Annotated in this window: 16 protein-coding genes; 10 read left to right on the forward strand and 6 right to left on the reverse strand. The window is 49.1% G+C overall.

Features of this window, described 5'->3' with window-relative positions; genetic code table 11:
• Nucleotides 1-3 precede the first annotated feature (3 nt).
• Nucleotides 4-1,551, forward strand: coding sequence for a CYTH domain-containing protein (locus ACQ5ES_RS00205; protein WP_445013959.1), 1,548 nt, complete (start codon nt 4-6; stop codon nt 1,549-1,551).
• Nucleotides 1,551-4,322: a bifunctional [glutamate--ammonia ligase]-adenylyl-L-tyrosine phosphorylase/[glutamate--ammonia-ligase] adenylyltransferase gene (gene glnE / locus ACQ5ES_RS00210; RefSeq protein ID WP_445013960.1), complete on the forward strand. Its 2,772-nt coding sequence runs from the start codon at nt 1,551-1,553 to the stop codon at nt 4,320-4,322. The genes ACQ5ES_RS00205 and glnE overlap by 1 nt, the downstream gene beginning before the upstream one ends.
• On the opposite strand, the gene lpxL is transcribed toward glnE, so the two are convergent.
• Nucleotides 4,319-5,245 carry an LpxL/LpxP family Kdo(2)-lipid IV(A) lauroyl/palmitoleoyl acyltransferase gene (gene lpxL / locus ACQ5ES_RS00215; protein WP_445015340.1) on the reverse strand — a complete coding sequence of 309 codons (927 nt, stop codon included), beginning with the start codon at nt 5,243-5,245 and terminating at the stop codon, nt 4,319-4,321. The genes glnE and lpxL overlap by 4 nt on opposite strands.
• Nucleotides 5,238-6,596 carry an outer membrane channel protein TolC gene (gene tolC, locus ACQ5ES_RS00220; protein WP_445013961.1) on the reverse strand — a complete coding sequence of 453 codons (1,359 nt, stop codon included), beginning with the start codon at nt 6,594-6,596 and terminating at the stop codon, nt 5,238-5,240. Before tolC ends, lpxL begins: the two co-directional genes overlap by 8 nt.
• 251 nt (nt 6,597-6,847) lie before the next feature.
• Here tolC and ACQ5ES_RS00225 point away from each other — a divergent pair, with 251 nt between their 5' ends.
• From ACQ5ES_RS00225 to rraB, 6 genes are all read left to right on the forward strand, one after another.
• The gene (locus tag ACQ5ES_RS00225; protein WP_445013962.1) at nt 6,848-7,453 is read left to right on the forward strand and encodes an NUDIX domain-containing protein; all 606 of its coding nucleotides are present in this window, start codon (nt 6,848-6,850) and stop codon (nt 7,451-7,453) included.
• Between the two features lie 9 nt (nt 7,454-7,462).
• Nucleotides 7,463-7,903, forward strand: a complete 441-nt coding sequence (locus tag ACQ5ES_RS00230; protein ID WP_445013963.1) for a DUF1249 domain-containing protein — start codon at nt 7,463-7,465, stop codon at nt 7,901-7,903.
• Nucleotides 7,904-7,979: 76 nt separating this feature from the next.
• On the forward strand, nt 7,980-9,872 hold the full coding sequence (parE, locus tag ACQ5ES_RS00235) for a DNA topoisomerase IV subunit B (protein WP_445013964.1): 1,893 nt from the start codon (nt 7,980-7,982) through the stop codon (nt 9,870-9,872).
• 14 nt (nt 9,873-9,886) lie between these two features.
• Nucleotides 9,887-12,127, forward strand: coding sequence for a DNA topoisomerase IV subunit A (gene parC / locus ACQ5ES_RS00240; RefSeq protein ID WP_445013965.1), 2,241 nt, complete (start codon nt 9,887-9,889; stop codon nt 12,125-12,127).
• A 59-nt stretch (nt 12,128-12,186) separates the two neighbouring features.
• Nucleotides 12,187-12,915, forward strand: a complete 729-nt coding sequence (locus tag ACQ5ES_RS00245) for a 1-acylglycerol-3-phosphate O-acyltransferase (protein ID WP_445013966.1) — start codon at nt 12,187-12,189, stop codon at nt 12,913-12,915.
• A gap of 12 nt (nt 12,916-12,927) precedes the next feature.
• Entirely contained in the window at nt 12,928-13,287 is a 360-nt protein-coding gene (gene rraB, locus ACQ5ES_RS00250) for a ribonuclease E inhibitor RraB (protein ID WP_445013967.1), read from the forward strand.
• Nucleotides 13,288-13,349: 62 nt separating this feature from the next.
• Here rraB and ACQ5ES_RS00255 read toward each other — a convergent pair whose 3' ends face one another.
• Genes ACQ5ES_RS00255 through pepA form a run of 3 tightly spaced genes read right to left on the reverse strand, consistent with a single transcriptional unit; the run spans nt 13,350 to nt 18,195 of the window.
• Nucleotides 13,350-16,214 carry a valine--tRNA ligase gene (locus ACQ5ES_RS00255; RefSeq protein WP_445013968.1) on the reverse strand — a complete coding sequence of 955 codons (2,865 nt, stop codon included), beginning with the start codon at nt 16,212-16,214 and terminating at the stop codon, nt 13,350-13,352.
• A 21-nt stretch (nt 16,215-16,235) separates the two neighbouring features.
• Nucleotides 16,236-16,688: a DNA polymerase III subunit chi gene (locus tag ACQ5ES_RS00260; protein WP_445013969.1), complete on the reverse strand. Its 453-nt coding sequence runs from the start codon at nt 16,686-16,688 to the stop codon at nt 16,236-16,238.
• A 1-nt stretch (nt 16,689) separates the two neighbouring features.
• Complete coding sequence (pepA, locus tag ACQ5ES_RS00265) at nt 16,690-18,195, reverse strand: leucyl aminopeptidase (RefSeq protein ID WP_445013970.1); 1,506 nt, start codon at nt 18,193-18,195, stop codon at nt 16,690-16,692.
• Nucleotides 18,196-18,318: 123 nt separating this feature from the next.
• Here pepA and lptF point away from each other — a divergent pair, with 123 nt between their 5' ends.
• Together lptF and lptG are read left to right on the forward strand one after the other, a co-directional pair.
• Entirely contained in the window at nt 18,319-19,428 is a 1,110-nt protein-coding gene (gene lptF / locus ACQ5ES_RS00270; RefSeq protein WP_445013971.1) for an LPS export ABC transporter permease LptF, read from the forward strand.
• Complete coding sequence (gene lptG, locus ACQ5ES_RS00275; RefSeq protein WP_445013972.1) at nt 19,425-20,501, forward strand: LPS export ABC transporter permease LptG; 1,077 nt, start codon at nt 19,425-19,427, stop codon at nt 20,499-20,501. The genes lptF and lptG overlap by 4 nt, the downstream gene beginning before the upstream one ends.
• On the opposite strand, the gene ACQ5ES_RS00280 is transcribed toward lptG, so the two are convergent.
• Nucleotides 20,502-21,017, reverse strand: a complete 516-nt coding sequence (locus ACQ5ES_RS00280) for an RDD family protein (RefSeq protein ID WP_445013973.1) — start codon at nt 21,015-21,017, stop codon at nt 20,502-20,504.
• Between the last annotated feature and the right edge of the window lie 39 nt (nt 21,018-21,056).

Genomic DNA, 21,056 nt, shown 5'->3' on the forward strand with positions numbered 1-21,056 from the left:
CGCATGCAGGCTGCGAGTACCGTAGATAACCTAGATGAATCGAAGTACGTGAGAGTCTTTGTGAGCCAGGAAATTGAGATCAAACTGTTAGTAGAAGGTGTTTCTCGCGAGCAAGTATTGGCATTGTGCCAAAGCCTCGCGAAAGACGCTGAGATGACTGAGTTGCAGCTGAGTAACGGTTATTTCGATACCGAGGATTTGCGGTTACGGCAGCATGATATGGGTTTGCGGATTCGTCAGCGCGGAGACCAGCGTGAGCAAACCATTAAGCTAGCCGGAGAAGTTTTAGGTGGTGTGCACAGTCGACCGGAATACAACACTGCGATTACCTCAGAACAACCTGACTTGACGCTGTTCGAAGAAGATATTTGGCCTGATGACTTTCCTTTATTTGATATCAATCGCGATCTTCATGAAATCTTTCGTACCGACTTTACTCGTTATCGATGGCACTTACCGAGCGGTGATGGACATATTGAGCTGGTCTACGATGAAGGCTTGATAAAAGTAGGTGAGCAAGAGCGCCCCCTGGCGGAAATCGAGCTTGAGGTTCAACAAGGCGATATTACCGATGCCTATCGCTTAGCAAGAAGGTTTATCACGCGCCTGAATGCGCGACTCGGTAACCTCAGTAAAGCCGCACGTGGATACATGTTAGCTGGTAAAACTGTACTTGAGCCGTTCACGCATGCGCATTTTGTTCCACAGCAGCCGAATGATGATGTCGGAACGGGGCTTTATCGAGCTCTGACCTATGCGTTGCAATATTGGCAGCATAATGATGCCTGTTTAACCGAAGTGCCTAGTGTACGAGCCGTCGCGGGGATTACTGACGGTATTCGCTTGAGTAAAGTTGTGTTGCAGCAACTTGCTACTTTAGAAACTGACGTCGGCGATCACATCCTACGACTGGAGCAAATGCTGGGGCATTTGGGATGGTTGAGTCGTTATGATGGCTTGACTGAACTCACTGCCGAAGATGGTGCCTATCATCGTGCTCTGGAACAGTATCCGAAATTATATGATGCGATTCGCGAGCAACAGCAGCATGCGGTGCAGTTGGAGCTGGTGCAGAGTTTAAGTGTTCGTGATGATTATCAGTTAACCTTGTTGGAGCTGGGGGCATTGTGTCATGAACAGCCGCGACATGAACAGGTCGCACAGTTGCCATTGCGGCAGTGGGCAAGTCAGCGGCTGCGTGAAGATTGGCAAAATGTAATCGATGCATTTGCCAAAGAGCGCGACTTAAAACCTGAGTACTATTTAAAACAACTACCATTGCTGCAAAGCTCACTTCAGTTGGGCTATTGCGTAGGTTATCTATTTGATGAAGAGGATAGAGAGCAGTTTCGTGCCCCCTGGCAAGATATGGTACGAGGGATCCGCGAAATCATGGCGTTAAAATTGCTCCGTGATGCAATAAAAGATAATGATGATAATCAACCTGATCGTTTGCTGAACTGGCAAACGGTGCAGTTAGAATCATTGCTGTATGCGCTGGAGCATTCGCGGAAAGCGGCGTTAAAGCAAGAACCCTACTGGTTAGGTTAATGATGACAGAGCGTTCGCAACAGCAAGAGTTTTGGTGTTCAGTAAGTGAATTTATTGCCACGACATGGCAAAACGATGCCGATGCTGTTGTTGTTGATAAAGTTGGCAAAGTGGTTTTACCTAACCCTGACGATTATTTGTCGCTGTTGCGAGATGCACTGACCGGGGTCACAACTGAAAGCGAAGCGCAGCAGGTTCTGCGGCGTTTCCGACAACGCTGGTTTGCTAGCTTAGCGGCCGCTGATCTCGCACAACAGCTGCAGTTAAAAGAAATGCTAACGCATATATCAGCAGCTGCCGATGCCTTTATTATTGCTGCACGCGATTGGCTTTATCCACAATTGAGTGAGCGCTATGGTTGTCCGCGCGACGAACAAGGAAACGCGCAACCGCTGCTTATTATTGGAATGGGCAAACTAGGGGGACGCGAACTTAATTTCTCTTCGGATATTGATCTTATTTTTTGCTATCCCGAACGCGGTGAAACGGACCATCCACGGAAGCCTATCGAGACCAACATCTTTTTTACCAAGCTGGTACAAGCTTTAGTAGGCTTGCTGGATACAGTGACGGGTGATGGAAGGGTCTTTCGCGTTGACTTACGTTTACGCCCTTTTGGTCAGTCCGGACCGGTGGTTACGAGCTTGGCAGGGTTGGAAAATTACTACCAGGAACAGGGTCGTGACTGGGAGCGCTATGCCATGGTTAAGGCTCGTTTAATTGGTGCTTCTGATGGTTACGAACAGCAGTTGCGGCAACTGTTAAGGCCCTTCGTTTATCGTCGTTATATTGACTTTTCGGCGATCGATGCACTTCGGAAAATGAAAACCTTAATCACTCAGGAGACAAGACGGCAGGGGGTCCAGAACAATATTAAACTGGGGCCTGGCGGTATTCGTGAAATCGAGTTTATTGCGCAAAGTTTTCAGCTAATTCGCGGTGGTCAGCAACGCCAACTGCAAACCCCCTCTATTTATCGTGCATATCAGGCAATTGATGAGCTTGGCCTACTGCCCAGTGGCGCCATCGAAGAACTCATGACGTGCTATGAATATTTGCGTAAGGTCGAGCATGTGTTGCAGCAACTGAACGACGAGCAAACGCAAACGTTACCGAGTGATTCAGCGCGTCAGGAGCGCGTCGCCCGAGCTTTTGAGCTCAGCTGGGCAGAGCTGGCAGAACAAATCCGCACGAACATGGCTAAGGTGCATGCGCATTTCCAAACTGTGATCGGCGACAACGAGAGCGACGATGAAGACGCCGGTCCGCTGCAGTTGCTGTGGCAGGACATGATCGAGGATGAAACTGCGCTCGACGTGTTACACGACGCCGGATTAAATAAGCAGCGTGCGCAGCAAATTTGGGCATTGGTAAGTGACTTACGGCATGAAATACGTAAACGTGGTAGTGGGCCTCGCGGGCGTAAAGCAATGGCGAAACTCGTTCCCCTGTTATTACAACGTAGTTTGCAGCTAGCTGACGCCGAAGTTGTTCTGGAGCGGGTGTTTACGGTTTTACGGCGTATCATGAGCCGCACGGCTTACGTTGAACTGTTAGTGGAGAACTCGGGTGCCAGAGAACAGTTAATCAAGCTGTGCCGGGCAAGTTCGTGGATTACCCAACACCTGGCCAATTTCCCAATTCTGTTGGACGAGCTCATTGATCCGCAACATCTTTATGAACTTCCGGAATTACGTGATTACCCCGCTATAATCAACGACTATATGGTGCGTATTCCGGAGCAAGAGGACGATTTGGAAGCGCAACTAAATGCGTTACGCCAGGCGCGACAGTCCTGCCAGCTAAAAATAGCTGCGGCAGATATTAGCGGCGCCTTGTCGTTAATGAAAGTCAGCGATCATCTAAGCTATCTTGCTGAAGCGGTGATCGAACACGTGGTGCATTTGGCCTGGCAGCATCTGGCTGCTCGCCACGGCTGTCCGCCAGGACGCTCAATCGAGGATACTGGCTTAGCGGTTATCGCGTACGGGAAATTGGGTGGTTTGGAACTAAGTTACAGTTCAGATCTTGATCTAGTGTTTATTACCGACAGTGACTATGAAGGTGAAACTGACGGCGCTAAACCGCTTGAGGTGCAACAATTTTATCTGCGTCTAGCGCAGCGTATTTTACATTTATTTACCACCCGAACCATGATTGGTGTGTTGTATGAGGTCGATATGCGCTTACGTCCCTCGGGCAAGGCGGGGCTATTGGTGAGTCGTGTTGACACTTACGCAAACTATTTAGACGAGGACGCCTGGACGTGGGAATTACAGGCTCTGGTTCGCGCTCGGGCGGTGTTTGGTAGCAACAAATTACGGGCGGCATTTGATGAGCTACGGCACACGCAGCTGCGCCGTAAACGTGATCCTCAGGAGCTGACCGAAAGCGTTGTTTCCATGCGGGAAAAGATGCGTACGCACAATGAACAGCGCGATGCTGAAGCTAAAACACAACATACCTTTGACTTGAAGCAAGGCGTCGGTGGTATTACCGACATCGAGTTTTTAGTGCAGTATCTGGTGCTGCGATTTAGTGCTGATTATCCGGAATTACCCCGTTATTCTGATAACGTGCGTATTATTGAGTGCGCGGGTGAGCTTGGTATTATTCGCACCGAGCAAGCTCAGGCGCTGACCGATGTGTACATACGTGAGCGCGAATGGTTGCACCAGCTGGCACTAGATGACCGTGGTTCGCTGACGCATCTAGCGGTTGAGCAAGAGCGCAGTGTCGTACAGCAAGCCTGGCGTCAATGGTTTGCTTAACCGTAGAGGCTCGGGTCGTCCTCATTGGGCCGTGTTTTAAAGCGTCGATGCACCCACATGTATTGCTCAGGACGTTGCATAATCGCGTACTCGACCATTTTATTCACGCGGGTAACATCGGCGATGGGGTCATCTGTTGGGAAGTCACCAAACTGCGGATAAAAGGTTACATCATAGCCACTGCCATCAGCGCGGCGAAAACAGGTGGTTGATAGCACGGCACACTTTTTATTGGCGGCAAATAATAGGGTTCCCGTTGTTGTGCTGGCTTTTTTAACTGCAAAGAAAGGTGCGAAAACTGTACGGCGCCGACCGTAATCCTGATCTGGAAGGTAACCTGCAATTTCACCTTGTTCGATCGCTTGCATCATACTTCGGACATCTGTCTTTGGGATCATGTACTTATTCGAGCGACCACGTCCACGGGTCTGTAAATACTCCATCAATGCGTTGTTGTGCGGGCGATAAAGTCCAACTGCCGGTTGGATCAAACCATGCAAGCGGGCGTGCACTTCCAGGCTCAAAAAGTGGAACAGCAAGAGTAATACGCCTTTACCTTCACGTAACGGGGCTTGCAGGTGCTCGACGCCGTGTACATGAAGTTTGCGGCGCATCCGCCAGTTGGGCCACCACCATGCCATGCCCGTTTCGAAAAAGGCAATGCCGGTATTTTGCATATTGGTGCGAAGCAGCTGTTCAATTTCGCTGCTGGACTTGTCGGGGAAGCACAATTTGAGGTTGCGTCGGGCAACCTCTGCGCGTTTCGGAACAAATTTGTAGAACAGCTTTCCCAGCCCTCGACCCATGGCCAGTTGCCATTTGTAAGGTAACCAGGAAACAAAATAAAGAAGGCTGACCCCTAACCAGGTCAGCCAATATTTAGGTAGTAAAAACCTTGTTTCGAATTGCGGCTTCTCAATTATTTTCATTAATCAGACTTGCATTAATTGCCATCAGATCTTGTTCACTGATCTTACCGGAAGCTTGCTGCAGTGTCAGTGATTGACGGATGTAATTGTAACGCGCAGTCGAAAGGTTACGGCGAGCATTGAACAAATTACGCGTGCTATCGAGCACATCAACAATGGTTCTTGTACCGACTTCGAACCCCGTCTGAGTCGCTTTTAATGCGCTCTCGGCCGAGACAACTGCTTGTTCTAAAGCGCGTATAGTCGCCATAGCAGCAACAATATCGTAATAAGCACTACGAACCTGGCGTTCGACATTGCGTCGCGTGAGTTCGAGTTGTTGACTGCTAGCAACATAGTTAGCTCGTGCCTGATCAGCTTGCGAAGAGGTACGGAACCCACTAAACAGCGGGACATTCAAATTCAGACCAATTGACGTGCTGTCCATGCGTGGTGGGTTCGTGGTTCGACCCAGAACCTCACTTTCACTATCTTGAGTTGACACGCTTCCGGAGAGTGATACCCGAGGATAATGACCTGCTTGTGCTAGATCGATGCGTTGATTAGAAATTTCCACAGCAACTCGCTGTACTAACAGCTGCAAGTTTTTATCTTCAGCGGTATTCACCCAAGCGTCAGCATTTTCCGGGGTTGGCAATGTTGGTGAAAACTCGTCTTTATTGAGTTGAGCTAGGTTCTCGTGGTAACGACCAGTAATTTCACGCAGACTTTCACGGGCAATTTCAACAGCATTACCTGCCTGTATTTCACGCGCGAGAGCATTGTCAAATTGAGCTTGGGCTTCATGCACATCGGTGATTGCCGTCAAACCTACTGAAAAACGTTGTTTCGTTTGCTCTAGCTGGCGCTCGATCGCACGTTTTTCTGCTTCGGCGAATTCCAAATCGTCTTTGCGCTCAAGCACATTAAAGTAAGAATTAACTACCCGTATCATTAATTGCTGACGTTGGCTTAAGTAACTTACCTCCGCTTGATACGCTTGCTTGTCGGCGATTGCGGTCTGCTCCCAAACAGCTTTACTAAACAACGTTTGGCTTAAATTAATGCCTGCATTCCAACCGGTGCTGGTAATATCGTACATAAACATATTACCACCACTATCGAAATCTAAAGTTTCGCGCGTGCTGCGAGAATAACCAGCAGATAAATCTGCTTGTGGCCACCAATCCGCTTGAGCGATATTAACGCCTTCACGTGCAGCATCACTTTGTGCTTGTGCTTGCTTTAAGGTGGGGTCGTTTTGCAAAGCGAGTTGAAAAATTTGTGCGAGATCGTCAGCATAAGTGACGGAACTGCCCGCAGCAAAAGTAAGTCCGATGAGAGCTGAAAGAAACTTTTTATTCATGAGTTCAGTTATCCTGATAGGTTTGTCTGGCTCAGATGACCGTTGCTAATTGTTCGGTATTTTACATACACATTTGAATGATTACTAGCATACACCCGATAGTTGGTTGGATTCATGCTTTCAGTTGCAACAGGACATGCTTAAATGTAACTAATTATGAGATTTGTGCACAAAACCAATCACTTTCTCGTGGTTGGTAAAGTAGCAGGATAGAAACAGCATAGACGCAAAACTAACGCAAAAGGTTTACTGTGCAAAAATTTAACCATGATGATTATCAAGTTATTGAGAAAAAACGTATCCGCAAAGGCTTTTTGAGTCTTTTCAACTACCGCATAAAACACAAGTTATTTGCTGGTGGCTGGTCGCAAGAGTTCGATCGCGAGATTATGGACCGAGGACATGCCGTGGTAGTTTTACCTTATGATGTCGACCGCGATGAGTTGGTGCTGTTGGAGCAATTTCGCATTGGTGCCCTGGAACATGATGATTCGCCTTGGTTGCTGGAATTCGTGGCGGGCATGATCGACGACCCAGAGGAACAACCCGAAGCTGTCGCCCATCGTGAACTAGATGAAGAAGCAGGGCTGACAACCGAGCAACTTGATTATGCATTGACCTATTTATCAACACCCGGCGGCTGCACTGAGAAAATTTCCATATATATTGCGCGAGTAGATAGCACCAAAGCGGCAAAGCAAGGTGGCTTAGCAAGTGAGAATGAAGATATCCGCGTGCACGTACTGCCGCGTGAAGAGGTGGTACAACTGCTGGAAGACGGAAAAATTAACAATGCGGCAAGTGTGATTGGGCTACAATGGTTACAACTTCATTTGCAACAGATACGAGAAGCTTAAAGAAAACCTATGATCACTGATGTGAAGCGAAAACGTTACCAGTTTGACTTGGCTGCGCTGCAACGGCTGGCGGCAATAAATTATGCTGCGCTGGTTAAAGTCGTCGCACAAGTGAAACAAGGACATGAACAACTGATAAAGGTTGGGTCGCATTTACATTTCCGAGTGGCTGTCATCCAAAGTGCTCCCTATACCACAGATGTTCGCATTCAACAGCACGCCCTGCAGACGCAACTACCTGGGTTAGTAGAGACGGAACTTGAAGTGCGTTTGTATCATGATGCGCAGCTGGCCGAAGTGACTCGCAGTCAAAATGTGACACGACTGCGGGCGGTGTACGAACAGCCTAATCGAGCGATGCATCAAGCCAACGAGAAATTTCAGGTCAATCGATTTTTGCAGGAGTGGCTTGAACTTATTCGTGAACAAGGCTTAGCAACCGAATACTAGCTTGAGTTTCAGCTCATCCTGTAACAGTATATGAGCATCCTATAACAACAATTCTTGTCACCAAAAAGAAGAGCGCATGTCAGATTACAAAGCAGATGCGATTGAGGTCCTCAATGGCCTTGAGCCGGTGCGGCGTCGCCCCGGAATGTATACCGATACCACTCGCCCCAATCATCTTGGTCAAGAAGTCATCGATAACAGTGTGGATGAGGCTTTGGCCGGCCACGCCCGTGAAATGCTGGTGATTTTACACCCTGATCAATCGTTAGAAGTACAGGACGACGGTCGTGGTATGCCAGTCGATGTGCATCCAGAAGAAGGGGTGCCAGGGGTCGAACTGATTATGATGAAGTTGCATGCTGGTGGAAAGTTTTCTAACAAGAGTTACAACTTCTCCGGTGGTTTGCATGGGGTTGGTATCTCAGTAGTTAACGCCTTGTCCACCCGTGTCAATGTGACGGTAAAGCGTGATGGCCAAGTTTATGAAATGGCCTTTGAGAATGGCGACAAAGTCAGCGATTTGACTGTTACGGGTACCGTCGGTAAACGTAATACTGGCACAAACTTACACTTTTGGCCTGATCCTAAATATTTTGATTCGGCGAAATTTTCTGTACTCAAGTTGACTCATTTGCTACGGGCTAAAGCGGTGCTTTGTCCGGGCTTGAAAATCACCTTTCGCAACCTGATTGATTCGAGCGAGCAAACCTGGCAGTACGAGGATGGTCTCCGTGATTATCTGGTTGAAGCTGTACAGGAATTACCGACGCTTCCTGAAGAGCCATTCATTGGCAGCTATAGTGGCAATGAAGAGGCGGTAGATTGGGCGGTAACCTGGCTCCCGGAAGGCGGTGAGGGTGTTGCCGAAAGCTACGTCAATTTGATTCCAACGACCCAGGGCGGCACCCACGTGAATGGCCTGCGCCAGGGTTTATTAGAGGCCATGCGCGAGTTTTGTGAGTTTCGCAACTTAATGCCGCGTGGGGTTCGACTGACACCAGAGGATATTTGGGAGCGTTGTACCTACATACTCTCGGTGAAGATGCAGGACCCACAGTTCGCCGGTCAAACAAAAGAACGGCTGTCATCACGTCAGTGTTCTGCGTTTGTCTCGGGAGTGGTAAAAGACGCCTTCAGTTTGTGGCTCAACGAGCATACCGAGCAAGCTGAGCAGTTGTCTGACTTGTGTATCAACAACGCGCAACGCCGTATGCGCGCCAGTAAGAAAGTTGTACGTAAAAAAGTCACACAAGGGCCGCCGTTACCCGGCAAATTAACAGATTGTGCGACACAAGATCCGTCGCGCGGTGAACTATTTCTGGTGGAAGGTGACTCTGCTGGAGGCTCAGCGAAACAAGCACGGGATCGAGAGTTTCAGGCTGTGATGCCGCTACGCGGTAAGATCCTGAACACCTGGGAGGTTGAATCTGACCAAATCTTGGGGTCACAAGAAATCCACGATATTTCCGTTGCTTTGGGTGTCGATCCAGACTCCGAAGATTTAGAAAAATTACGCTACGGGAAAATATGTATTTTGGCGGATGCCGACTCAGATGGTCTTCATATCGCGACGCTGTTATGCGCCCTTTTTGTCCGCCATTTTCGTTCTCTAGTTAATTTCGGCCACGTGTATGTGGCGATGCCGCCGCTGTATCGGGTCGATGTGGGTAAAGAAGTTTTCTACGCCCTGGATGAGGACGAGAAGCAAGGTATTTTGGATCGTATTGATGCCGAAAAGCGCAAAGGTAAAGTCAATGTACAGCGGTTTAAAGGTTTGGGTGAAATGAATCCACTGCAACTACGTGAAACAACCATGGACCCAAATACGCGACGTCTAGTGCAGTTGACGGTTGATGATGAAGCTGCCACCGAAGAGCTGATGGATATGTTGTTGGCGAAAAAGCGTGCCAGTGACCGCCGTGATTGGCTGGAAAGTAAAGGCAATTTGGTCGACTTGGCTGAGCTGTAAGGAGAAGAAAAAGAATGTCGATGGACACAGTAGAACAAATTCCGTTACGCCGCTTTACTGAAGACGCCTACTTAAATTATTCCATGTACGTGATCATGGATCGGGCGTTACCGCATATTGGTGACGGCTTAAAACCGGTGCAGCGGCGTATTATTTACGCGATGTCCGAGCTTGGCTTGTCGGCGCTGGCGAAGTATAAGAAATCGGCGCGTACCGTCGGTGACGTATTAGGTAAATTTCATCCACATGGTGATAGCGCTTGTTATGAAGCCATGGTGTTAATGGCGCAACCTTTTTCCTACCGTTATCCACTAGTTGATGGGCAAGGTAACTGGGGGTCGCAGGATGATCCCAAGTCGTTCGCCGCGATGCGTTACACCGAAGCGAAGTTATCGCGTTTCAGTGAGTTGCTATTAAGTGAGCTAGGCCAGGGTACGGTAGATTGGACGCCAAACTTTGATGGCACTATGAAAGAGCCGCGGATGCTGCCTGCTCGATTGCCGCACATTCTGCTTAATGGAGTAACCGGTATTGCGGTGGGTATGGCGACGGATATTCCACCGCACAACGCCCGGGAAGTTGCGCACGCGTGTGCGTTGCTGCTCGAAAAGCCGAGCGCCGACCTTGCTGAGGTAATGGAACATTTACAAGGGCCGGATTATCCAACCGATGCTGAAATTATCACTCCGAAAGACGAAATCGTAAAGCTTTACGAAACCGGTCGCGGCAGCATCCGCATGCGTGCGAAGTACCTGCTCGAAGATGGCGAAGTGGTCATTCATGCGCTACCGCATCAGGCCTCTGGCTCAAAAGTTCTTGAGCAAATTGCGGGACAAATGCAAGCGAAGAAATTGCCAATGGTGTCAGATTTACGTGATGAATCAGATCATGAAAATCCCACGCGGTTGGTGGTCGTGCCGCGTTCAAATCGCGTCGACATCGAACAAATGATGCAACACCTGTTTGCGACAACTGATTTAGAGAAACAGTATCGGGTGAATCTGAACATGTTGGGACTCGATGGTCGCCCGCAGGTGAAACCGATACTTACGGTACTTAAAGAGTGGCTGACGTTCCGTCAAACGACAGTAACACGGCGCTTACAGCATCGTTTAGATAAAGTTCTGGCACGTCTTCACATTCTTGAAGGTTTATTAATTGCGTATCTGAATCTCGACGAAGTTATCGCAATTATTCGTTATGAAGACGAGCCGAAAGCAGAATTAATAAAACGCTTTAAGCTTTCGGAGATGCAAGCCGAAGCAATACTCGAATTGAAACTTCGCCATTTAGCTAAATTAGAAGAGATGAAGCTAAAAGGCGAACAAGACGAGTTAGAAAAGGAACGTGAAAAGTTAGAATTGTTGCTCAGTTCTGACCGTCGTCTGAAAACCTTAATGCGAAAAGAAATTCTGGCTGATGCCGAGAAGTACGGTGATGATCGACGTTCGCCATTGGTTGAACGGCAAGAAGCTAAGGCGTTAAGCGAACGCGATCTTACCCCAGCGGAATCAGTGACTGTCGTGTTATCGAAAAAAGGTTGGGTGCGCGCCGCGAAAGGACACGACGTTGACGGAACGAGCCTGGCGTATAAATCAGGTGATAACTTCCTCGCTAGTGCGCAAGGCAAAAGCAATCAGCAAGTTGTGTTTCTTGATAGTTCTGGTCGTAGTTTTTCTTGCGAAGCCCATTTGCTGCCATCCGCACGAACTCAGGGTGAACCACTAACTGGACGGTTTAGTTTGGTTTCAGGCGAGATTGTTGAACAAGTATTGATGGCACAAGACGAACAACGGTATCTATTAGCCTCTGATGCTGGTTATGGATTTTTGTGCAAGTTCAGCGATTTAGTTAGCCGTAACAAAAATGGTAAAGCTGTTCTTAACTTGCCAGCTGGGGCAAAGATCTTGCCGCCAAACAGAGTTAGCGATGTAACGACAGATATGGTGGTCGTCGTTTCCAATGAAGGGCGTATGTTGATTTTCCCTATCACTGAATTACCTGAGTTGTCGAAAGGTAAAGGCAACAAAATGATCAGCATTCCTACGTTGCGTGCGCAATCTCGCGAAGAGTATGTGGTAGCGACAAATGTTGTCCCAGCCGATGCCGCTATAACCTTGTTAGCTGGTAAACGTAAATTGACGCTGAAACCTGCTGACCTTGAGCATTATCTTGGCGAACGAGGCCGGCGTGGTAATAAATTGCCGCGTGGATTACAACGGGTTGATGCGATTACCGCAGATAGTCAGGACTGATCGGACGTTTTTTATTGCCGAAACAGGTATACTAGCGGGCAGCAAAAAGAGGAGATTGCATGCTCGCTGTTGTACGACTGATTTTACTTGGCTGTTTTGTGATTATTTGTGGTGTGTTAGGACTATTATTTTGCCTGGCACGCCCGTTTCACCCTAATAACACCCCTATTTTCGCCCATTGGTACGGCCGCACTCATCGATTATTGGGTGTGCAGCTGGAAATTCGTGTACCCGAAGGTCTATACGAGGGTGCGCCCTATGTTTACGTAGCCAATCACCAAAATACCTACGACATATTCACCCTTAGTCGCGCAATGCCGCCACGCTCAGTGAGTATTGGCAAGAAAAGCCTGAAGTGGATTCCCTTTTTTGGCCAACTGTATTGGTTGTCGGGTAATATTTTGATTGACCGCAAGAATACCGGTCGCGCTCGTGGCACCATCGAACAAGCCGCACAGGCGATTAGAGATCGGCAAATATCAGTACTGCTGTTTCCTGAAGGTACCCGTAGTAACGGCCGCGGGCTGTTACCTTTTAAAACGGGCGCATTTCGTACCGCGTTGCAAGCCAAGGTTCCTGTGGTGCCGATATGCGTGTCGAACCTGCATGGACGGATTAAACTCAATCGTTGGAATAACGGCAAAGTGATCATCGAGATGTTGCCGCCGATTGCGGTGAGCGATTATTCTAGTGATAACGTACGTGGGTTGATGGCCAACTGCCACCAACAGATGCAACTAAAAATTAGCGAACTCGATCATGAGTTGGCAAAAGAAGCAACAAGCTAACCGGAGCAATTTATGAGCGTGGATAAACAAGCAATCCAGGAACAAACCGCAGAAACCATAGCTGCGCTGTTAGCTGATGGTGCGTCTGCAGATGATATTTATACTATCGAACATCATCTCGCCAGTCCCGATTTTACCAAACTCGAAAAAGCAGCTGTCGAGCTAGTCAAGGCGGGCTATCATGTTGACGATGCAGATGAATTTGAACTTGATGACGGCAGTCGTTGGTTCGCTTTTGCGGCGGTTAGTGAGTTGCCACTAGAACGCGACAAAATTGAAGCACAAGCGATAGAAGTGGCGGAGTTGGCTGCGGAAACAGGCGTCGAATATGACGGTTGGGGCACGTATTTCGGTGACGATGAAGAAGAGTAATGAACCACCACGCCCCTTTAATGTAAGAATAAAAGGGGCGTGGCGTAATGGCACTGCGCTTCCTATAACGCAGCTATTTTCTCGCGTTGTTGTTGCAACTGCTGCAGCGTTTCTTCTGCGTTTTGCAGTTTCTCACGTTCCTTGGCGATGACCTCGGCTGGCGCTTTACTGACGAAGCTCTCGTTACCTAGCTTGCGGGAAAAGATTGCAACTTCTTTTTCAGCTTTTTCGATAGCTTTATCGAGTCGGGCCAATTCTGCCGCGGTATCGATCAATCCTGCCATCGGAATATGTAACTCCATACGACCGACCAGAGCTGTTGCACTTGCTGGGGCATCGTCTGTTGAGGTGAGGAAATCAACCGATTCCAACTTCGCCAATGCGCTTAAGAAACTTGCATTTTGCTGCAACCGTGTACGGCTTTGAGCATCAGAATTCGCGATCAACACCGGTAAAGGCGTGTTTGGTGACAGGTTCATTTCACCGCGGATGTTGCGGATAGCGATGATCACCTGCTTCAACCATTCCATATCGTCACGTGCTGTGGCAAAGCGTTCTTGCTGAACTTGCGGGTAGGCCTGCAACATAATGGTGTCACCTTGAATACCGACAAGTGGCGCTACGCGCTGCCAAATCTCTTCAGTGATAAAAGGTAGCAATGGATGCAACAATCGTAACAACTGTTCAAGTACGGTAACCAGGGTGTGGCGGGTGCCACGCAACTGGGCCTCGTCGCCGTTGAACAACACCGGCTTGGTCAATTCCAGATACCAGTCACAGAATTGGTTCCAGGTGAACTCGTAGGCGATGGCTGCGGCTTGATCAAAGCGGTAATTATCCAAAGCATTGCGGAACTGTTTTACGGTGTCGTTAAAGCATTCGATAATCCATTGATCAGCCAGCGATAATTGCATGTCGCTGCCATTACTTTTAAGCTCAGTACCGCAGTCGTGGTGTTCGGTGTTCATCAGCGCGTACCGGCTGGCATTCCAAAGCTTGTTGCAAAAGTTACGATACCCCTCCAGCCGTTTCATGTCCCAGTTGATGTCACGACCGGTTGATGCCAAAGCTGCCAGAGTAAAGCGCAGCGCATCGGTGCCGTGGGCGGTGATGCCTTCGGGGAATTGTTTCTCGGTGCGTTTTTTTATTTTCGCTTCAAGTTGCGGCTGCATCATGTTGGCAGTGCGTTTTTCAACCAGCGGTGCAAGTTCAATACCATCAATCATATCGAGTGGATCGAGTACGTTACCTTTCGACTTCGACATTTTTTGACCTTCTTCGTCACGAATTAGGCCGGTAACATAAACGGTTTTGAACGGGACTTGGGGTTTCCCGTCTTGGTCTTTGAGAAAGTGCATGGTCATCATGATCATGCGTGCGACCCAGAAGAAAATAATATCAAACCCGGTGACCAGTACATCTGTCGGATGAAAGGTTTTTAAGTCGTCAGTGGTCTCTGGCCAGCCCAACGTCGAGAAGGTCCATAAGGCCGATGAAAACCAGGTGTCGAGCACATCTTCATCTTGCTGCAACATGACGTCGGCACCAATGCTATGCTCTTTACGTACCTCGTCTTCATCACGACCAACATAGATATTGCCTTGTTCATCGTACCAGGCAGGAATGCGATGTCCCCACCAAAGTTGCCTTGAAATACACCAGTCCTGAATATCGCGCATCCAGGAAAAGTACATATTTTCATATTGTTTGGGGACAAATTGAATTTCACCATCTTCAACTGCGCGCGTTGCAACTTCGGCTAATGGTGCGACACGCACATACCATTGATCGGTAAGATGAGGCTCAATCGGCACGCCGCCACGATCACCATAAGGGACTTTATTGGTGTGTTTTTCGACTTTATCGAGTAACCCAGCAGCATCAAAATCGGCAATGATTTGTTGGCGGACGGCGAAGCGTTCCAGTCCCTGATAGGCGGCTGGTAAGGTACCATCAAAACCATCAATGTCGTCGATAGCTTCGCCAGTAGTTGTATACAGGCCGGCACGCTGGCGCACGTGAGCGTGGTCGTCGAGCACCGCAATCATGGCCAGTTTATTGCGTTTGCTGATTTCATAATCATTGAAATCGTGGGCCGGTGTAATTTTGACACAACCAGTGCCGAAATCTTGATCAACATAACTGTCAGCGATAATTGGAATGCGACGCTTGACCAGAGGTAAGTCAATAAACTTACCGACCAGCGCTTGATAACGCTCGTCATCGGGATGGACGGCAACACAAACGTCGCCAAGCATGGTTTCTGGGCGCGTAGTGGCAACGACCAGATGATTTTTACCATCGGCGGTCTGAGCGCCGTCAGCTAACGGGTAGCGTAAGTGCCAAATATGTCCTTGCTGTTCTTTATTTTCTACTTCGAGATCAGAAATTGCTGTTTGCAACTTGGGATCCCAATTGACCAGACGTTTACCTCGGTAAATCAGCTTTTCTTTATGCAGACGTACGAACACTTCTTTCACCGCATTGGAAAGGCCGTCATCCATGGTGAAACGTTCGCGATCCCAGTCGACTGAGTCACCAAGCCGCCGCATCTGCTGCGTAATAGTGCCACCAGACTGATTTTTCCACTGCCAAATTTTATCAATGAAAGCATCCCGGCCGACTTCAGTGCGGGTGGTGCCTTGCGCGGCGAGTTGACGCTCAACTACCATTTGGGTGGCGATACCAGCGTGATCCGAACCCACTTGCCAGAGAGTATTGAAACCGTCCATGCGTTTGTACCGCGTCAGCGTATCCATGATGGTGTGCTGGAAAGCATGCCCCATGTGCAGACTACCGGTGACATTCGGCGGCGGTATCATAATGCAGTAACTACTGCCTTGGCCTGAGGGTTTGAAATAACCTGCCTGCTCCCATTTTTGGTAGAGCGCTTGCTCTATAGCATTGGGCGAATACGTTTTATCCATGAGTAACCTTCACGACTTTAATTAGTTTGAATGTGTTGCTAGCTCAGCCGCATTAACGGTGCTGAGGTTCACCCCTTGTTGGCGATACCACTTGAAACGTTCGCGCGCTTCCTGGCGCTGCTCAGGGGCACTTGGAACTTGATCTAAAATAACCTGTGCGCCAGCGAATTGTGGTGCTGTGGGCATAAAGTTGACAATGACCTTACAACGGCGCGAACTGACTGTGGCGGTGGGCCAGCAGAGCTCAACAGGGGCGCCATAAGGCGGGCCTTCGCCAACCAGATTGTGTGGCACAAAGGCATCGGCAGGTTGCTGCCATAAGGCTTGATCTAAATCTTCTGCATGCTGTTGGTCGCGACACCAGACCCGCATACTGCCTAATTCGCGCCAACGCTCGCTGATAAGTTTACAGAACAACTCTAATTGCTGCTCTTCGCTTAGCCCATCGAGTACATAAAAGATGCCTTGTGCCATATTAATCTTGTTGACCTGTTGCCGTGCGATTGATCAAAAACTGCGTTAGTAACGGCACAGGGCGGCCGGTCGCACCTTTTTTTGCACCACTGCGCCAGGCAGTTCCGGCGATATCAAGATGCGCCCAATGATATTTTTTGGTGAAACGCGACAAGAAACATCCGGCTGCAATAGAACCTGCATCACGACCGCCGAGATTGGCCATATCAGCGAATGGACTATCGAGAGCGTCTTGATACTCGTCCCATAAAGGTAGGCGCCAAGCACGATCACCGCTTTGCTCTGAGGCATTTAACAGCTCGTGAGCGAGCGGGTTGTGGGTACTCATTAAGGCACTGGCATGATGCCCCAAAGCGATAATACAGGCTCCGGTAAGAGTCGCGACATCGATAACAGTGTCAGGGGCGAAACGCTCGACGTAGGTCAAGGTATCACACAGCACCAAGCGACCTTCCGCATCAGTGTTGAGAACTTCTACGGTTTGTCCGCTCATGGTGGTTAAGATGTCGCCCGGGCGATACGCTTTACCATCAGGCATATTCTCGCAACCGGCAATCGCGCCAATCACGTTAATAGGGAGTTGTAATTCCGCCAATGCCTGCATTGCCCCCAATACTGATGCGGCACCGCCCATATCGTATTTCATCTCATCCATGTTGGCGGATGGCTTAATGGAGATACCACCAGCATCAAAGGTTAATCCTTTACCGACTAACACCAGTGGTGCGACATCGTCAGCAGCTCCTTGGTAATGCAGCAGCGACAATACTGATTCATGTTCGGAGCCACGTCCTACTGCGAGGTAGGCATTCATACCCAGCTCGGTCATTTGTTGTTCATCGACCGCGCTGAAGGTTAGATTATCGTATTTTTCCGCCATAGCTTCGGCTTGGTCAGCAAGGTAGCGCGGGGTACAAATGTTGGGCGGCATGTTGGCGACATCACGACATAGGGTAACGCCCTTGCTCACCGCTAGCGCATGCTGAATAGCTCGCTCACCGAGCGGTAACTCGCGACGGGTTGGTACATTGAATACCAATTTACGGAGCGGCCGGCGCGGTTCTTCTTTACGTGTTTTGAGTTGGTTGAAGGTATATAAACCAGCTTGTGCAGCTTCCACTGCCTGACGCACCTTCCAGTATGTGTCGCGACCTTTAACGTGCAGCTCGCTAAGGAAGCAAACCGCCTCCATTGAACCGGTTTCATTTAAAGTATGAATAGTTTTTTCAATAATTTGTTTATACTGACGTTCATCAAGCTCACGCTCTTTCCCGCAACCAACCAGGAGTACGCGTTCACTTAAAATGTTTGGCACATGGTGTAACAGCAACATTTGGCCTGCTTTACCTTCAAGGTCACCTCGGCGTAACAGGTTGCTGAGGTAGCCTTCGCTGACTTGGTCCAACTGCTCGGCGACGCCTGATAAGCGGCGCGGTTCGAAGACCCCGACCACGATACAGGCTGAACGTTGCTTTTCCGGACTGCCACTTTTGACGCTAAACTCCATACTTACTCCCGTTTTCGGCGGTTGACAGGGTAGGGCTGCCATAGAATAATTCTTGTTAAAATGACAAGTTTACTGAAAAATTGCGTATTTTCCAGCAAAAACCAAAGTTAAGAGTGGTCACCAGTGCGTATATTCCGCTATTTAATGCGAGAAACATTTAAATCTCAGATCGCCGTTTTAACGGTGTTGATGACCATTTTCGTTAGCCAAAAGTTTGTTCGCGTGCTGGCAGACGCCTCTGCGGGTGAAATCCCCGGCGATCTGGTAATAAAACTACTTGGCTTAAACCTTCCAGCATTGGCAGCTTTAATTCTACCACTTAGTTTGTTCCTGGGCATTCTTCTTGCTCACGGGCGTATTTACGCTGATAACGAAATGACCGTTTTACATGCCTGCGGAGTGAGTGAATGGTACGTCACCCGAGTCACATTGGTGTTGGCTACCGCATTGGCATTAGCGACTGCTTCATTAACCTTATGGTTGGTGCCCTGGTCACTTGAGCAAGAACGCCAGGTTGAAGAGCGTGCCCGCAGTGACTCTGGTTTGTCGGTGATCATGCCGGGACGTTTTCAGCAAGCAAGTAACCAAAAAGCAGTTATTTTTGTTCAGGGCCTTACCGAAACCGGTGAATTAGACGAAGTTTTTGTCGCGCAATCGCTCCGCGATGAAGAAAATCGCGTGGTTGGCGGTAGTGTGGTGATGGCCGACACTGGTAATGTTATTGCCAATGAGAGTGGTTCACAGCAGCTGGTTCTTAACAATGGTACCCGTTATGCGCGAAATGTCGGCGAAGGCGACTACCAGGTGATGGAATTTGCCAGCTATCAGCTGCAGATCAAGGAGCAAGAGGCAGCGGAGTATATTCGTAAGTTAGAAGCTTATAAAACTACGGAATTGTGGCGTGAGAACAACCCCGAAGCAGCAGCTGAGTGGCAGTGGCGGATCGCTATACCACTAGCTATGCCATTGCTGACGTTAATTGCGGTCCCACTTAGTCGGGTCAATCCACGGCAAGGAAAGTTTGCGCGCATGGCGCCCGCCCTGCTGATTTACCTGGGCTACTTTTTGTTGCTGATGGCGGCTAAGTCTGCGGTCGCTGATGGTGTGATTCCGGCGGCGATCGGACTTTGGTGGATTCATGTGCTGTTGCTGATTTTTGGTTTTATTTTGGTAGGTAAGGGGAGACCCTTCGGATTGCGCTTCCTGGCGCGGCTGCGGAGGTCACCAGTATGATGCAGTTTTCAATTCTCGACCGTTACATTGCTCGCTCGGTACTGATGACGTCGTTATTAAGCCTCGCAGTTTTAAGTGGTTTGTCGTCGCTTATCCGCTTTGTAGAACAATTAAAGTCGGTCGGTAAAGGCACGTATTCCGTGGCAGAGGCAGGACTTTTTGTGTTGTACAGTTTGCCCCGTGACATCGAAGTATTTTTCCCAATGGCAGCATTACTCGGCGGCCTTATTGGCATGGGTATGTTAGCCAGTAACTCCGAGTTAGTGGTGATGCTGGCAGCTGGTCGTTCGCGATTGAATATTGTCGGGTCAGTCATGAAAGCCGCTATTATCATGATGTTGGCAGTGATGGCTATGGGAGAATGGGTAGCGCCGCAACTGGAAGCGCAAGGTCGTGAATTGCGAGCGTCAGCTATTTCTGGAGGCAGTCTGATTTCTGCTCAACAAGGTGTGTGGGCTAAAGATGGTGCGCATTTCGTTAATATTTCTGAAGTTGAGGATACCGGCCGATTACGTGATTTAACGGTGTATCGATTTACTGCTGACCGGCAACTGGATTCCGTAGTGCAAGGGCAAAGTGCGACCTATCAGAGTGGGCAATGGGTGCTAACTGATGTCATTATCACAGATCATGACATCGAGCAGATCACGCGACGAACACTGCCGCATTGGGTATGGGCGTCGTCGTTGACACCTGATAAGTTAGGCGTGGTCACGGTGAAACCGGAGGCTTTGTCGATCAGTGGGTTAATGGAGTATCTGGATTATTTATCGGCGAACCAGCAGGCTACAGAGCGTTATGAGTTAGCGTTATGGCGCAAGATTTTTGCGCCCGTTACCGTCGCCGTTATGTTGCTGGTGGCGTTGTCGTTTATTTTTGGTCCCCTAAGGTCGACCACTATGGGAGCACGGATTCTGCTAGGGGTTATCACTGGCTTCGGTTTTCATGTTAGTAATGAGATTTTTGGCCCATTGGCGCAGGTGTATCAGTTACCGCCGTTACTTGGCGCTTTATTACCAAGTTTGCTCTTCGCTGGTGCTGCGCTGTGGCTCATGCAGCGGCGTAGTGGTTAGCTACAGGTCACGCCAATAGTACAGCTGGTTAGCTTCTTTCGATAGCGTGACCAGCTCAGTTGCGGCAGCATAATCATGCCATGCTCGACGGTTTTTGAAATCGACCAACACCCATAGGTTGCCCAGGCCAAAGGCGCAAGTAAGTACGCGAATTAACGCTTGCTTATTGGTAATTCGAGCACCATTGCGCTGTTGTACTTTTAAACGCCAAGCACGCATACCCAAGGTTTGACCGCTGCGCCGCCAGAACCAACCAAAGAAAAATCCTAGTATGCTTAATAAGTAGATACTATAAAGCGGCGAGCTATTGAGCCAAGCAGCATGATCCATGCCTGCTGGTAGGGTTAACCAGCCGGCGCGTGTCATAACAGCGGCAAAGCCCAACGCTAATGCCGATGACAACATGATGACCGCGACTGCGACCAAAACGTCATAAATCCATGCTGCAACACGGCGTCCGAAGCCGGCACTTGGAAATGACGCGTGCAGGTTGTGAGATGGACTGACTTCAGGCATGGCGCTTCCTTTATTTTAGAACAGTGATCTAGGGCAATG

The organism is Pseudidiomarina xizangensis (assembly GCF_052541995.1).